General features: G+C 75.4%; 15 protein-coding genes. 9 read left to right on the forward strand and 6 right to left on the reverse strand.

Translation table 11 applies throughout. The features are described from left to right. Positions 1 to 109 precede the first annotated feature (109 nt). Both ACFW1A_RS03760 and ACFW1A_RS03765 read right to left on the reverse strand, forming a co-directional pair. Positions 110 to 349, reverse strand: coding sequence for a hypothetical protein (locus tag ACFW1A_RS03760; protein WP_380403555.1), 240 nt, complete (start codon positions 347 to 349; stop codon positions 110 to 112). A 100-nt stretch (positions 350 to 449) separates the two neighbouring features. Continuing rightward, complete coding sequence (locus ACFW1A_RS03765) at positions 450 to 1,394, reverse strand: EamA family transporter (protein WP_380403558.1); 945 nt, start codon at positions 1,392 to 1,394, stop codon at positions 450 to 452. A gap of 94 nt (positions 1,395 to 1,488) precedes the next feature. Here ACFW1A_RS03765 and ACFW1A_RS03770 point away from each other — a divergent pair, with 94 nt between their 5' ends. After that, positions 1,489 to 1,902 (forward strand): gamma-glutamylcyclotransferase family protein, encoded by a 414-nt coding sequence (locus tag ACFW1A_RS03770; RefSeq protein WP_380403560.1) that lies wholly within the window; start codon positions 1,489 to 1,491, stop codon positions 1,900 to 1,902. A gap of 18 nt (positions 1,903 to 1,920) precedes the next feature. On the opposite strand, the gene ACFW1A_RS03775 is transcribed toward ACFW1A_RS03770, so the two are convergent. Beyond that, positions 1,921 to 2,412 (reverse strand): MerR family transcriptional regulator, encoded by a 492-nt coding sequence (locus tag ACFW1A_RS03775; protein WP_380403563.1) that lies wholly within the window; start codon positions 2,410 to 2,412, stop codon positions 1,921 to 1,923. Between the two features lie 279 nt (positions 2,413 to 2,691). On the opposite strand from ACFW1A_RS03775, the gene ACFW1A_RS03780 reads away from it, so the two are divergent. The 3 genes from ACFW1A_RS03780 to ACFW1A_RS03790 are packed head-to-tail and all read left to right on the forward strand — an operon-like array spanning position 2,692 to position 5,827. Beyond that, a complete protein-coding gene (locus ACFW1A_RS03780; RefSeq protein WP_380403566.1) occupies positions 2,692 to 3,783 on the forward strand; it encodes a PP2C family protein-serine/threonine phosphatase in 1,092 nt (363 codons plus the stop codon). Between the two features lie 4 nt (positions 3,784 to 3,787). Further along, the gene (locus ACFW1A_RS03785; protein WP_380403570.1) at positions 3,788 to 4,972 is read left to right on the forward strand and encodes a M48 family metalloprotease; all 1,185 of its coding nucleotides are present in this window, start codon (positions 3,788 to 3,790) and stop codon (positions 4,970 to 4,972) included. A 15-nt stretch (positions 4,973 to 4,987) separates the two neighbouring features. Further along, positions 4,988 to 5,827, forward strand: coding sequence for a nucleotidyltransferase domain-containing protein (locus ACFW1A_RS03790; protein WP_380403719.1), 840 nt, complete (start codon positions 4,988 to 4,990; stop codon positions 5,825 to 5,827). On the opposite strand, the gene ACFW1A_RS03795 is transcribed toward ACFW1A_RS03790, so the two are convergent. The 3 genes from ACFW1A_RS03795 to ACFW1A_RS03805 all read right to left on the reverse strand — a co-directional run bounded on the left by ACFW1A_RS03795 (position 5,828) and on the right by ACFW1A_RS03805 (position 9,276). Continuing rightward, complete coding sequence (locus ACFW1A_RS03795) at positions 5,828 to 6,685, reverse strand: alpha/beta fold hydrolase (RefSeq protein WP_380403573.1); 858 nt, start codon at positions 6,683 to 6,685, stop codon at positions 5,828 to 5,830. A gap of 113 nt (positions 6,686 to 6,798) precedes the next feature. Then, complete coding sequence (locus ACFW1A_RS03800) at positions 6,799 to 8,535, reverse strand: chitinase (RefSeq protein WP_380403576.1); 1,737 nt, start codon at positions 8,533 to 8,535, stop codon at positions 6,799 to 6,801. A gap of 183 nt (positions 8,536 to 8,718) precedes the next feature. Further along, a complete protein-coding gene (locus ACFW1A_RS03805) occupies positions 8,719 to 9,276 on the reverse strand; it encodes a CGNR zinc finger domain-containing protein (protein ID WP_380403578.1) in 558 nt (185 codons plus the stop codon). A 140-nt stretch (positions 9,277 to 9,416) separates the two neighbouring features. Here ACFW1A_RS03805 and ACFW1A_RS03810 point away from each other — a divergent pair, with 140 nt between their 5' ends. The 5 genes from ACFW1A_RS03810 to ACFW1A_RS03830 all read left to right on the forward strand — a co-directional run bounded on the left by ACFW1A_RS03810 (position 9,417) and on the right by ACFW1A_RS03830 (position 14,514). After that, positions 9,417 to 9,887, forward strand: coding sequence for a VOC family protein (locus tag ACFW1A_RS03810; protein ID WP_380403581.1), 471 nt, complete (start codon positions 9,417 to 9,419; stop codon positions 9,885 to 9,887). A gap of 37 nt (positions 9,888 to 9,924) precedes the next feature. After that, positions 9,925 to 10,812, forward strand: a complete 888-nt coding sequence (locus ACFW1A_RS03815) for a pyridoxamine 5'-phosphate oxidase family protein (protein WP_380403584.1) — start codon at positions 9,925 to 9,927, stop codon at positions 10,810 to 10,812. A gap of 92 nt (positions 10,813 to 10,904) precedes the next feature. Further along, positions 10,905 to 12,389, forward strand: a complete 1,485-nt coding sequence (locus ACFW1A_RS03820; RefSeq protein WP_380403722.1) for a carboxyl transferase domain-containing protein — start codon at positions 10,905 to 10,907, stop codon at positions 12,387 to 12,389. 132 nt (positions 12,390 to 12,521) lie between these two features. Then, the gene (locus ACFW1A_RS03825) at positions 12,522 to 13,448 is read left to right on the forward strand and encodes a 1-phosphofructokinase family hexose kinase (protein WP_380403587.1); all 927 of its coding nucleotides are present in this window, start codon (positions 12,522 to 12,524) and stop codon (positions 13,446 to 13,448) included. A 79-nt stretch (positions 13,449 to 13,527) separates the two neighbouring features. After that, positions 13,528 to 14,514 carry an NAD-dependent epimerase/dehydratase family protein gene (locus tag ACFW1A_RS03830; RefSeq protein ID WP_380403590.1) on the forward strand — a complete coding sequence of 329 codons (987 nt, stop codon included), beginning with the start codon at positions 13,528 to 13,530 and terminating at the stop codon, positions 14,512 to 14,514. The last annotated feature ends 97 nt before the right edge of the window (positions 14,515 to 14,611 follow it).

Here is a 14,611-nt window from a genome sequence, read left to right on the forward strand (position 1 = left end):
GTTTCACGTGGTCGGCTGGGGGGGTTTTTTGACGCTGGGCCCGGTGGGCGGCACGGGACGAGGGCGCCGTGGGTCCGGAGTGGACCGTCGGCGCCGTCGGTGCGTGTGCTCAGTGCCGCTCGTGCAGCTGGGCCGCCATTCCGCGGCACCAGTGCGCCAGGTCCGCGCGCCGCCGCGGCATGCCGGCGCCCGCGCACAGGGCGGTGACCTGCTGGTCGGTGAGCCGGTTCGGCCCCTGCACCGCCAGCAGGTGCCCCAGTTCGTCCAGCAGCACGGCCAACCGGTCGGCATCGGTGTGGTCGACCATGGCCGCGGCCTCGATGTGACCGATGGTGACGGATCCAGGCATCACGGGTCTCCCTTCGCTGGTTCCGTCTCCACGGTAGGCCTCGCGGATCGGGGCCGCCGCTCGGTGTGCCGGGCTCCGTCCGCAGGATCTGAGGACGGCCCTAGGCCTTGCCGCGGCGCGCGGTGGTCACCACGACGCAGACCGCGGCCACCACGATCAGGCCGCCGAGCAGCTCCGCCCCGGTGAGCCGCTCCCCCAGGACCAGCCAGCCCAGGAAGACCGCGACCACCGGGTTGACATAGGCATAGGTCGACACCAGGCCGAGCGGGGCGCGCTGCAGCAGCCAGGCGTAGGCGGTGAACCCGAGCAGCGAGCCGACCAGCACCAGGTAGGCCAGCGCCACCCAGGACCGGGTGGTCACCTCGCCCAGGTGCAGCCCGTGCTGCTCGCCGCGCAGCAGCGAGACCACCGCGCACCCCGCACCGCCGATCAGCATCTCGTAGGCGCTGGCCACCAGCGGGTTGCCGGGCATCGGCAGCCGGGCCGAGGCGAACGACCCGACCGCCCAGGAGACCCCGGCCGCCAGCACCAGCAGCACCCCGCCGAGCTTCACGCTGCCGCCGCTGCCGGGCACCGCGAGCACTGCGAGTCCGCCGAGCCCGAGCAGCACGCCCGCCAGTGCGGCCCACCCGGGCCGGTCCCCGGAGACGGTCCGCAGCACCACCACGTACAGCGGCACCGCGGCCACCAGCAGTGCGGCCAGCCCGGACGGCACGCTGCCCTCGGCGATCACCACGCCGCCGTTGCCGCCGACCAGCAGCAGCAGGCCGACCGCGCCGGACGCGGCCAGCTGACGCCCGGTCACCTTCAGCACGCCGACGCCCTCCCGCACCGCCAGCAGCGCGAGCAGCAGCGCCCCCGCCGCGAGGAACCGGACCGCGCCCGAGAAGAGCGCCGGCATGCTCTCCACCACCACCCGGATCCCCAGGTAGGTGGAGCCCCAGACCACGTACACCACGCCCAGGGCCGCCCAGACCGGGCCGGATATCCGGCCGGCCGCCGGTGTCGCGGTCGGTGCCGAGGTGCGGGTGCCGACCGATGACATGGGTCTCTCCTAGGGTTGGTGCTGTACTGTTCGCGGCCAATGACAGCGCATCGGGGGCCCTGCGCGCCACAGCCCGCCCAGGAGAATCGACACCGTGTCCGAAAAGCTCCCCCTCTTCGTCTACGGCACCCTCCGCCCCGGCCGGCGCAACCACCACCGCTACCTGGGCGCCCACGCCGTCGCGGCCCGCCCGGCCGCCCTCCCCGGGGCCGCCCTGCACGCCGGCCCCGGCTTCCCGTACGCGCTGCCCGACCCGGGCCGGACCGTGCTCGGCGACCTGATCACCGTCCGCCCCGCCGCCCACGCCCAGGTCCTGGCCGCCCTGGACCGGCTGGAGGAGTGCCGGCCCGAGGGGGACGGCCTCTACGTCCGCGAGCGCCTCGCCGTCACGGCGCTGGACACCGGCGAGCGGCTGGACGCCTGGGTGTACCTGGCCGGCCCGGCGGTCGCGGCGGAGCTGGCGGCGCACCCGGCGCTGATCGAGTCGGGGGACTGGACGGCGGCCTAGCGCACCGCACGCACCGGCTCAGTCCGCCTTCGGCGCCCGGCCGCCCGCCGCGTAGTAGTCGATCTTGTAGTCGAGCACGAGCAGCGTGCCCTGCAGCTCGGCGATCCGCTCCCGCACCTGGCGCCGGGTCTCGGTGAGGATCTCGCGGCGCTCGTCGAAGGTGGACTCGCCCTGCCGGACCAGCTCCGCGTACCGGACCATGTCGGCCACCGCCATCCCGGTCAGCCGCAGCTTGTTGACGAGGTCGAGCCAGTCCAGGTCCCGGTTGCCGAACCGCCGCTGGCCGGTGTGCGAGCGCTCGACGTGCCCCAGCAGCCCGATCTGCTCGTACCAGCGCAGCGTGTGCGCGGTGAGTCCGGTGTGCTCCGCGACCTCGCTGATCGTGTACTGGTCCTGCCCGTCCGGTCTCGGGTGCCGCGGGCGGGCGGTCAGGCAGCCGGTGGTGAGCGGGTCGGCCACGGGCACCGGGTCGAGCAGGTCGGTCACGGAGGTGCTGTCGATCACCGTCATGCCCCCACGCTAGGACCTTCGAGTGCACTCCAGGCAAGCGCGGTCCGGATGGCGGTCGGGGCAGCCGCCGGAGCCGTCCGGCCGCTCCCTGGTGGTGGGGCACGGAGCGGCGGCGCACGGCTGAGCGGGCGTCAGTCGGTGTCGTGCCCGGCACGGGCCGCCCCCGCCGCGCGCGGACCTCGCGGTGCGGGGCGCCCGGGCCGGGTGTAGAGAGGAAAGGTGTCTCTCCGGCGGCGTTCCGACGCGCTCGCCCGGCCCCGGCCGTCCGGCCGTGCCCTGGTGGTCCTGCCGCTTGCGCTGATCGTGGTGATCACCGTGGTGGACATCCTCAGTCCGCCCACGATCCACCTCGGCCCGCTGCTGGTGGTGGCGCCCGCGATCACCGCCTCGTTCGCCGGACCGCGGCTGACCGCGCTGGTCGGGGTGATCGGGGTGGCCGCGCTGGTGGTGATCGGGGCGACGCGGGACGGGCTCACCACCTCCAACCACGAGACCCAACTGGCCGCGCTGATCGTGGTCTCGGCCCTGGTGGTGGCGTTCCGGGCGCTGCGGGACCGACATACCAGGGAGCTGGTGCAGGTGCGCTCGGTCTCCGAGGCCGCCCAGCGGGTGCTGCTGCGCCCGCTGCCGGCCCGGATCGGGCCGTTGCGGATCGCCTCGGTCTACCTGGCCGCCGAGGCGGAGGCGCAGATCGGCGGGGACCTGTACGCGGCCTCCCGGACCGCCACCGGCACCCGGCTGATCATCGGCGACGTCCGCGGCAAGGGGCTGACCTCGCTCGGCGAGGCGGCCCTGCTGCTCGGCGCGTTCCGGGCCGCCGCGCACCTGCAGTCCACCCTGCCGGAGCTGGCCGCCCACCTGGACGGGAGCGTCAGTTGGGACCTGGCGGCCGCCGGGGAGGCGGAGCCGGACCCGGCGGGCGGGCGGGCGGACGCGGGCGAGTCCTTCATCACCGCGGTGATCCTGGACATCCCCGACCACGGCGGCGAGATCCAGGTGATCAACTGCGGCCACCCGCCACCGCTGCTGCTGCACGCCGGCCGGGTGCGCACCCTGGACGCCAGCCGCCCGGCGCCGCCGCTCGGGCTGGGCGGGCTGCTGGAGCCGAGCTACGAGGCGGACAGCTTCCCGTTCGCGCCCGGCGACCGGCTGCTGCTCTACACCGACGGCGTGGTGGAGGCCCGGGACGGCAACCGCGCCTTCTACCCGCTCGACGAACGCATCCGGGCCTGGGCCACCGAACGCCCGGCCTCGCTGCTCCTGCACCTGCGCCGGGACCTGCTGAGCTACGCGGGCGGACGGCTGGGCGACGACGCGGCGATGGTGGCCCTCGAACGGGTGACGGTGGACCAGGCGCGGCCGCTACCGTAGGCCGGTGACCACCACTCCCCCCGCCACTCCCCCCGCCGACGCGCCCGCACCGGACTTCACGCCCGAGCAGCTGGCCCGCGGCAGGGCACTGCGGCGGGCCCAGCTGCCCTGGGTGCTCGGCGGCCGCGCGGCCGGGCTCGCGCTGACGCTGGTGCTCGGGCTGACGCCGGCCGGGGCCCGGCTGGTGGCGTGGTGCGGCCCGGGCTGGGCCGCCCGGGTGCTGGGCGGGGCCGCGCTGCTGGTGCTGCTCGGGCAGCTGCTGGAGCTGCCGTTCGGCGCCCGGGTGCGGGTGGTCCGGCGGGCGTACGGGCTGGTCACCCAGGGGTGGGGCGGCTGGGCGGTGGACCGGCTGCGCTCGCTGCTGCTGGGCCTGGCGCTCGCGCTGCCGACCGCGCTCGGGGTGTACGCGCTGACCGGCTGGTCGACCCGCTGGTGGTGGGTGCCCGCGGCGCTGGGGGCGGCGGCGCTCACGGTGCTCTTCTCCTTCCTCTTCCCGCTGGTGGTCGAGCCGCTCTTCAACCGGTTCGGCCCGATGCCGGCGGGCGAGCAGCGCACCGCGCTGCTGGCGCTCGCGGAGCGCGACGGGGTCGCGGTGCGGGACGTGCTGGTGGCGGACGCCTCGCGGCGGACCACCGCGCTGAACGCCTACGTCTCCGGCTTCGGGGCGACCCGGCGGATCGTCGCGTACGACACCCTGCTGGCCACCGCCGCCCCGCGCGAGGTGGAGCTGGTGGTGGCGCACGAGCTGGGGCACGTGAAGCACCGGGACGTGCCGCTGGGCACGGCGCTCGGCGCGGTCGGGGCGGCGGTGGCCGTCGCGGTGCTGGCGGCCGTGGCCGGGTGGCAGCCGCTGCTGGCGGCGGCGGGCGCCACCGATCTGGCCGACCCGCGCTCGCTGCCGCTGCTGGCCGCCTGCGCCGCGGTGCTGGGTGCGCTGACCGGGCCGGTGCAGGCGGCGGTGAGCCGCCGGGTGGAGGCCCGGGCCGACCGTCACGCACTGGAGCTGACCGGCGACCCGGACCAGTTCGTCGCCATGCAGCGCCGCCTCGCGCTGACCAACGTGGCGGACGTGGACCCGCCGCGCGTGCTGGAGCTGCTGTTCGCCACCCACCCGAGCACGGCCCGCCGGATCGCGGCGGCCCGGCAGTGGGCCGCGGACGCGGCCGACCGGCCGTCGGAGCCGCGCTAGGGTGCGCCGGTGGACATGATCGAAACCGGCTCGCCCGACCGCACCCGCCCCGGCCTGGACGCCGACGGCGCCTTCCTGCGGGAGGGGTCGACGGAGCGGGTGACCGCCGAGTTCGCCCCGGTGGTGGCGGGCACCGTCGAGGCGGTGCGGGCAGTGTTCGGCCCGGACCGGCTGCACAGCGCGTACCTGTACGGGAGCGTCCCGCGCGGCACCGCCGAACCCGGGCGTTCCGACCTGGACCTGCTGCTGGCGCTCCGTCAGCCGCCCACCACCGCCGACCGGGCCGACCTCGACGCGCTGTCGGCCGGGCTGGACGCCCGGTTCCCGCAGGTCGACGGGGTCGGCGCGCTGCTCTTCGACGTCGAGCGGCTGCTCGGCGAGGCGGAGCGGTACGACCTGGGCTGGTTCGTCGCCTGCCTGTGCACCCCGCTGCTCGGACCGGACCTGGCCGAGCGGCTCCCCCGCTACCGACCCGAGGATCCGCTGCTCGCCCGCGAGACCAACGGCGACCTGGCCGAGCGCCTCCCGGGCTGGCGCGGGCGGGCCGCCGCCGGGGAGGACCCGCGCCGGCTCACCCGGGCAGCCGCGCGCCAGATCGTCCGCACCGGCCTGACCCTGGTGATGGGCCGCTGGCGGGGCTGGACCAGCGACCTGGTCCGGTCCGCCGAGGTCTTCGGCAGCTACTACCCGTCGCACGCCGACCAGATGCTCACCGCCGCGGCGGCCGCCCGGGCCGGCAGCGCGGACCCGGCGGTGCTCACCCTGCTGCTGGACCGGCTCGGGCCGTGGCTGGCCGCGGAGTACGCCCGGGTGCACGGGGTGAAGGGCGCACCGGGGGTGGCGGGCGCGGCGTAGCTACCCGGCGTCCAGGAACTCGTTCACCAGGGCCCGGAACTCCTCGGGCTGTTCCACCCACGGCCGGTGGCCGGACCGGTCCAGCACGGCGAGCCGGGCCGCCGGGTGGAGCGCGGCCACCGCGCGGGCCGGGGCGGTGCCCAGCAATCCGTCCGAGGCGCCGGCGATCACCAGCACCGGGACGCCGGCAGCGGCCAGGCGGGCCAGGTCGGCCGGGTCGGTGGTCGAGCTCGCGTAGAAGGCCTCGCGCAGCCAGGGCAGTGAACTCGCGTGCCCCGCCACGTACTCGGCCAGCCGGGCCCGGGACCAGCTGTGCCAGGAGAACGGCAGCTGCATGGCCTGCAGGAACCCCTGCTCGTCCGGGGCCACCTGCGCCGTCCGCAGGCGCCGCTCGGCCTCCACGGCGCGCGGGTACCAGGGTTCGCCGGAGCGGGCCGCGCGCAGCTCGGCCAGTTCCGCCGGGTCGGGCTCGCGGGCGGCCCGGCCGGCCGGGGTGACCAGCACCATCCGGCGCACCCGGTCCGGGTGCGCGGCCGCGTACTGCTGGGCGGTCAGCGTGCCGGCCGAGTGCCCGAGCAGGTCGAACCGCGCCAGGCCGAGGTGCTCGCGCAGCGCCTCGACGTCCCGGGCCTGTTCGGCGAAGGCGACGGTGGCGCGGTCGGCCGGGACCTCCGACCGGCCGGTGGCCCGGCCGTCCAGCAGCACCAGCGGGCGGTCCCGGTCCAGCCCGCCGATCGAGCCCAGGTAGCGCAGGTCGGTGCCGGGCCCGCCCGGAAGCACCACCAGCGGCACCCGGTCACCGGTGCCCAGGAGTTCGTACCAGAGCTTGGTCCCGTCGTGCGTGCTGAAGATCGACATGGCGGACACCCTGGCACGGCGGCGGCCCGGCTGTCAGCCCCGCCCGGTCCGGGCGTCGGGACGTGGACCGGGGTGGGGGCCGGCCGCCGGGCCGCCGCGTCGGCTTAGGGCCGCTAGCCGAAGTAGCTGTGGAAGGTGGTCGAGAACTCGTTCTTGTTGTAGTTGTCCCAGTTGATCGACCAGGTCATCAGGCCGCGCAGGTTGGGCTGCACGCCGCCGTGCAGCGTGTAGCCGCCGCAGTTGCTGCCCTTGGTCAGGCAGTCCAGCGCCTGGTCCACCGCGGCCGGTGCCACGTACCCGTTGCCCGCGTAGGAGTTGGCGGGCATGCCGATCGCCACCTGGGAGGGGGCCAGCGCCGGGAACATGTTGGCGGTGTTGCCCGCGACCGGGAAGCCGGCCAGCAGCATGTCGGTCATCGCGATGTGGAAGTCCGCGCCGCCCATCGAGTGGTACTGGTTGTCCAGGCCCATGATGGAACCGGAGTTGTAGTCCTGCACGTGCAGCAGGGTCAGGTCGTTGCGCAGGGCGTAGATCACCGGCAGGAAGGCGCCGGCCCGCGGGTCCTGGCCGCCCCAGGGGCCGGAACCGTAGTACTGGTAGCCCAGTTGGACGAAGAAGGTCTCCGGCGCCATGGTCAGCACGAACTTGGCGCCGTACTTGGCCTTGAGCGTCTGCAGCGCCGAGATGGTGTTGACGATCACCGGCGTGGTCGGGTTCTTGAAGTCGGTGTCACCGGTGTTCAGCGACAGCGAGTGGCCCTCGAAGTCGACGTCCAGGCCGTCCAGGCCCCACTTGTCGATGATCGCCGAGACCGAGCTGACGAAGGTGTCCCGGGCCTGCGTCGTGGTGAGCTGCACCTCGCCGTTCTGGCCGCCGATCGACAGCAGCACCTTCTTGCCCTTGGCCTGCTTGGCGGCGATCGCGGCCTTGAAGTCGGCGTCGCTCTCGACGCTCGGGCACTCGCTGACCGAGCAGCGGTTGAAGTGGATGTTGCCGGAGGTCACCGAGTCGGGCTCGCCGAAGGCGAGGTCGATGACGTCCCAGGAGTCCGGCACGTCCGACATCCGCATGTAGCCCGCGCCGTTGGCGAAGCTGGCGTGCAGGTAGCCGACCAGCGCGTGGGTGGGCAGGCCGCCGCCGGGGGGCGGGGTGGTGGTGGGGGTCGGCGTCGGGGTCGGGGTGGGCGTCGGAGTCGGCGTCGGCGTCGGCGTGGGCGTCGGCGTCGGCGTCGGCGTCGGCGTCGGGGTGGGGGTCGGAGTGGGAGTCGGCGTCGGGCTGGGGCTCGGGCTGCCCGGTCCGCTCAGTGACACGTCGTCCGCGTAGTACGTCCCCTGCCCGTACCAGCCGTGCAGGAAGACCGTCGCGCTGGTCTGGCTCGCCGTCGTGGTGAAGCTGACCGAGAGCTGCTGGTACGCACCGCCGGTGCTCGGGGTCCAGGTGCTGCTGCCGCCGTTGACGCCCAGGTAGACGTAGGCGCCGTTGACGTAGGAGCTCAGCGTGTACGTGGTGTTCGGCTGCACCGCCACGGTCTGCGTGCACTGGGCGTCGTCGCTGCCGCTCGCCGCCCCCGCCAGCGCGTAACTGCCGCTGTGCGCGTGGCCGGTGACGACACTTCCGGTGCTGCCGGAACAGCTCCAGGGGTTCAGGGCGCCGCTCTCGAAGCCGCCGTTGGCCAGGTACTCGCCGGCCGAGGCGGTGCCGGCCAGGCCGACGGTGAGGCCGACCGCACCGGCGGTGGCGACCGCCCAGGCGGTGGCCAGCGCGGCCAGGCGGCGCGGGCGGCGGGCCCGACCGGTGGCGGTCGGTGCGGAATCCGGGCGCGGCTGACCGGCCCTGCTGAGACTGCGCATGTGGGGATGCTCCTGCCTCGGACTGTCTCGTGTGGGGGGAGACCACCACCGGGACAGGGCAGGGCGCGACCCCGGCGCCGACCCGGACTGGTCCAGACCACTGAACCGGTCTGGACCAGTCCGTGTCAATGCTCCGGCTGACGCGGATTCCGCTGACGTTCCCTCAGGGTTCGGGCCGGCGCCTCAGACCTTGGTGCGGGCGTAGTGGCGGGAGGCCTTGGCGCGATTGCCGCAACTGGACATCGAGTGCCAGCGGCGGGTGCCGTTCTTCGAAGTGTCGTGGAAGTGCAGCACGCAGGACGGATGGGCGCAGGAGCGGATCCGGCCCGGGGCCTCGGCGAGCAGCCGCAAGTAGTCCTCGGCCGCGCTCCAGGCGGGCAGCCAGGCGGGCGAGTCGGTCTCCACCCGCTGCACCGGGCCCTCGGCGGACAGACTGCGGCGGACCGCCCCGTGCGCGAGCACCGCGTTCAGTTCGCCGCGCGCCGCCTCGTCCGCCGGATCCGCCAGCAGCTGCAGCAGCGCCTCGCGGGTGGTGCGCAGCGCCGCCAGCGTGAGCGGCTCGGCGGGCACGCCGCGCGCCGCGAAACCGGTGACCTCCAGCCAGAGCGCCAGCTCGTCCAGCGAGGAGAGCAGGTCGCGCGGGTTGCCGCCGTTGTTCCAGCGGGTGTTGAGCAGGTCGACGGCGAGCGGCTCCCCCGGCAGCGGACGCGGATCGGCCGGCGGCGGGGTCTGCGGGGTCATGGCACTCCAATCCGAGGAACGTCCCGATTCTAACCGGCTCAACCATCTGAGCCGGTTGACCGTCTCCGCTTCTAACCCCCATACTCGATTTAAGAGGTTACGAGCCCGGGCCACCGGGATCCGACTGCGGAGGAACTGCCATGTCCCAGCTCATCGCGCCGCCCGTCTTCCAGCTCGGCCACATCGGCCTGAACGTCACCGATGCGGACCGCTCCCGCGCCTTCTACCAGCGGGTCTTCGGGCTGGAGCTGCACGGTGAGAGCACCGGCCCCGAGCACCGCTACGTCTACCTCGGGCAGGACGGGAAGACCCTGGTGACCCTCTGGGAGCAGAGCAAGGGCGCCTTCGCCGCCGACACCCCCGGGCTGCACCACCTGGCGTTCCGGGTGGAGAGCGTCGAGCGGCTGCACGAGCTGGAGCAGGTGCTGCGGGAGCTGGGCGCGGAGTTCGCCCACGAGGGTGTGGTCCCGCACCGCGAGGGCGCCGACTCGGGCGGTCTCTTCTTCACCGACCCCGACGGCCTGCGCCTGGAGGCCTTCACCACCGGCGGAGTCGCCGCCGAGGGCACCGACGCCCCCAGCGGCGCGGCGCCGACCTGCGGGTTCTTCTAGGCACCCGCCCACGCCCACCGACGAGGAGGTGTTCGGGATGACCGTCGTCCCCGGTGAGGAACTGGTCCGCCGGCGGGCCGGACTGGCCCGCCCCGGCTACTCGGGGCCCCGGCGCAACCGGGAGGTGCCGCCGGTCGCCGCGGCGTTCCTGTCCGCACAGCCCATGGTGGTGGTCGGTGCCGCCGACCGGGCCGGCCGGCTCTGGGCGAGCGTGCTCAGCGGCCCGCCCGGGTTCCTCGCCGGCGCGGCCGACCGGGTGCGGATCGCGGCGCTCCCCGGTCCCGGCGACCCGCTGGCCGAGGGTCTCGCCGCCGGCCCGCTGTCGGTCGGGGCGATCGCGCTGGAGCCGGCCAGCCGGCGCCGGATGCGGATGAACGGGACGGCCGCGACCACGGGTTCGGGCATCACGCTGGAGCTGGACGAGGTGTTCGGCAACTGCCCGAAGTACATCCAGGCGCGCACCTACCGACAGGTGCCGCGCGGGACCGCCGCGACCCCGCGCCGCTCCCCCGGGCTGACCCTCGCCCAGCAGCTCGCGGTGGCGACGGCCGACACCTTCTTCGTCACCACCGCCGACGCCGCGGGGCAGGTGGACACCTCGCACCGGGGCGGCGACCCCGGGTTCGTCCGGGTGCTCGGGCCGGACCGGCTGCGCTTCCCGGACTACTCGGGCAACGCGATGTTCTGCACGCTGGGCAACCTGAGCGAGAACCCGGCGGCCGGGCTGCTCTTCCTCGACTGGGAGACCGGCACCACCCTGCAGCTCACCGGCACCGCCACGACCGACTGGGACTCCCCCGCCGTCGCCGAACTTCCCGGCGCGCAGCGGGCGGTGGACTTCACCGTGACCGGGGTGCTGGAGACCCCGGGCGCGCTGCCGCTGCAGTGGAGCGAGCCGGAGTACTCGAAGTTCAACCCGCGCTGAAGTGCGGCCGCAGCCGCGGTGGAGCCGGGGCGGTGTGATCGATTCGGGGGTTGTCCCCGGCGTCCGGCTGCCCGAAGACTGGACGGGTGGACATGACGACGCCGACGCCCGCCCGCCCCGCGGCCCTGGTCCTCGCCGACCAGGTGCTGGACCCCGGTACGTTCCGCAGCTGGGACGCCCCGCCGGTGTACGACCGCAACGGCACCCCCTACACCGCGGACCTGGCCCGTGCCCGGGCCCGCAGCGGGGCCGACGAGGCCGCGCTCACCGGGGAGGGGTTGATCGGCGGTCACCGGGTGGCGGTGCTGCTGAGCGAGTTCACCTTCCTGGCGGGCTCGATCGGCACCGCGACCGCCGCCCGGCTGCTGGCCGCCGTCGAACGGGCGACGGCCGAACGGCTGCCGCTGATCGCCTTCCCCGCCTCCGGCGGCACCCGGATGCAGGAGGGCACCCCCGCCTTCGTCCGCATGATCGCGATCGCCAACGCCGTCACCGCGCACAAGGCGGCCGGACTGCCGTACCTGGTGCACCTGCGCCACCCCACCACCGGCGGGGTGCTGGCCTCCTGGGGCTCGCTCGGCCAGTCCACCACCGCCGAGCCGGGCGCGCTGGTGGGGTTCCTCGGCCCTCGGGTGTACGAGGCGCTGTACGGCGCGCCGTTCCCGGCCGGGGTGCAGCAGGCCGAGCACCTGGACCGGTTCGGCACGGTGGACGCGGTACTGGAGCCGGCCGCGCTGCGCGAACGGCTGATCGCGGCGCTCGGGATCCTGACGGCTCCTCGGCCGCTCGGCCCGGTGGCCGAGCAGCCCGCCGCCCCCGTCCCCGCCGGCGAGCCCGCCTGGCGCTCCGTCACACTGACCCGCGAGCCGGACCGCCCCGGACTGGCCGAGCTGCTGGCGCGGGCCGAGGCGGTGGTCCCGCTCTCCGGCACCGGCGCGGGCGAGCGGGACGACGCGCTGCGGCTGGCGCTGGCCCGGCTGGACGGGGTCGGCTGCGTGGTGGTCGGTCACGACCGGGCGGCCGCCGCCGTGCACGGACCGGTCGGCCCGGGCGCGCTGCGCACGGCGCGGCGCGGCATGCGGCTGGCGGCCGAGCTGCGGCTGCCGCTGTTGACCGTGATCGACACCCACGGTGCGGTGCTCAGCCGGGCGGCCGAGGAGGGCGCGCTGGCCGGTGAGATCGCCCGGTGCGTGGCCGAGCAGAGCGCCCTGCCGGTCCCGGTGGTGACCCTGCTGCTCGGCGAGGGCGCGGGCGGTGCGGCGCTGGCCCTGCTGCCGGCCGACCGGGCGCTGGCGATGGAGCACGCCTGGCTCTCCCCGCTGCCGCCCGAGGGCGCCTCCGTCATCCTGCACCGCACCCCGGACCTGGCACCGCAGCTGGCGGACCAGCAGCGGATCAACGCCCGGCAGTTGCTGACCGAGGGCGTGGTGGACCGCATCCTCCCGGAGCCCGTCGGCGAGCCGGCCGCCGCCTTCACCCACCGGGTGCTGGCCGAGCTGGCGACCGAACTGCGCCGCGCGGCGGCCCTGGCCGTCCCGTCGACCCGGCTGAACCGGTTCCGCACGCTGGGCGGTTGAGGTCGGCGGCGCCACGGGGTGCCGTGGGCGGTCTCGCACCGCGGCCCGGAATCTCCTCGGGGCTATTGTGCACATCTGCGCGGTCCTGCTATCAACTACGCAGATTTGCTCACCCCTCCCCCTGGAGTCCCCGTGGCCGCCGCCCCGATCCTCACCGTGACGCTCAACGCGGCGCTCGACGTGACCTACCAGGTCCCCGGCGTCCGACTGCACCGGAGCAACCGGGTGGCCGTCGTGAGCACCCGGGCCGGGGGGAAGGGGATCAACGTGGCGCGGGTGGTGCGCAGCCTCGGGCAGCCGGCGGTGGTGACCGGGCTGGTCGGGGGCGCCGCCGGGGCCGAGGTGCGGGCGGCGCTGGCGGTGGAGGGCGGGGAGTCGCTGCTGACGGTCCGCGGGGAGACCAGGCGGACCGTCGCCGTGGTGGACCCGGTGGCCGGGGACACCACGGTGTTCAACGAGCCCGGGCCCACCGTGACGGGAGCCGAGTGGGCCGCGTTCCAGGGGCACTTCGGGCGGCTGCTCGACCAGGGGTGCGGGCTGGTCGTGCTCTCCGGGAGCCTGCCGCCCGGCGTTCCGGTGGAGGCGTACGGGGTCCTGGTGACGGCGGCGAAGGAACGGGGGGTTCCCGTTGTGCTGGACACGTCGGCGCCGTGGTTGGACCACGGCCTCGTGGCCGGGCCGGACCTGGTGAAGCCGAACGCGGACGAGCTGCGTGCGGCCACCGGGGAACCGGATCCGCTCACCGCGGCGCGGCAGTTGGTCGCCCGGGGGGCCGGGGCCGTGGTGGCCTCGCTCGGGGCGGACGGAATGCTGGCCGTGACGGCGGACGGCTGCTGGCGGGCGGCCGCGCCCCGGCAGTTGGCCGGCAATCCGACCGGCGCCGGCGACTCCGCGGTGGCCGCGCTGGCGGTCGGTCTGCTCGCCGGGACCCCGTGGCCGGTGCGGCTGGCCGAGGCGGTGGCGCTCTCGGGGGCGACCGTGCTCAGCCCGTCGGCGGGGAGCTACGACGAGGCGGCCTACCTGGAGTTGACGGAGCTGGTGCGGGTGGAGCGGCTCTGATCCGGATTCGGCCGACAGCGATTCCGCCCTGGGCGTCATGGGGTTCCGCCGCCACCGGCCGGCGGGCAGAGTCGGTCGCATGCGACTCCTCATCCTGGGCGGCACCGAGTTCGTCGGCCGCGCCTTCGCCTCCGAAGCCCGGTCCCGCGACTGGGAGGTGACGGTCTTCCACCGCGGTCGGCACCCCGCACCCGCGGGGGTCACCGCGCTGCACGGCGATCGCACCGACCCCGCCGGCCCGGCGGTGCTGGCCGGCGGCGAGTGGGACCTGGTGGTGGACACCTGGCAGGGCGCCCCCGCCGACGTCCGCCGGGCCGCCCGGCTGCTCAGGGACCGGGCCGGCCACTACGTCTACGTCTCCAGCCGCTCCGTCTACGCCTACCCCGCCGCCCCCGGCCTGGACGAGAACGGGCCGTTGGAGCCCGGCGACCCCGACGCCACCGACGTCCCCGGCTACGCCGCCGCCAAGCGCGGCGGCGAGCTGGCGGCGCTGGCCGAGTTCGGCGACCGGGCACTGCTGGCCCGGGCCGGGCTGGTGCTGGGCCCCGCGGAGAACGTGGGCCGGCTGCCCTGGTGGCTGACCTGGGTGGCGCGCGGCGGCACGGTGCTGGCCCCCGGGCCGCGCGACCTGCCGATCCAGTACATCGACGCCCGCGACCTGGCCGCCTGGTGCCTGGACGCGGCCCTCGCCGGTCGCGGCGGCGCCTACAACCTGGTCTGCCCGCCCGGCCACGCGACCATGGGCGAGCTGCTGGACAGCTGCGTGGCGGCCACCGGCTCGGGGGCCGAACTGCGCTGGCTGGAGCCGGAGGTGCTGATCGCGGCGGGCGTCGAGCCGTGGAACCAGCTGCCGATCTGGATCCCGCCGGGCGAGCTGCACTCGACCATGCACCGGGCCACCGTGGCCAAGGCACGGGCGGCGGGCCTGCGCTGCCGACCGGTGGCCGAGACCGTCGCCGACACCTGGGCCTGGCTGCGCGAGCAGCCCGGTCGACGCCCCGCGGGCACCAAGCACTCCCCCACCGGCATCGACCCGGCGCTGGAGGCCCGACTGCTGCAGGCCTGACCGCTGGAGGCCCGACTGCTGCAGGCCTGACCGCTGGAGGCCCGACTGCTGCAGGCCTGACCGCTGGAGGCCCGACTGCTGCAGGCCTGACCGCTGG

The organism is Kitasatospora sp. NPDC058965 (assembly GCF_042741245.1).
Lineage (GTDB): Bacteria > Actinomycetota > Actinomycetes > Streptomycetales > Streptomycetaceae > Kitasatospora.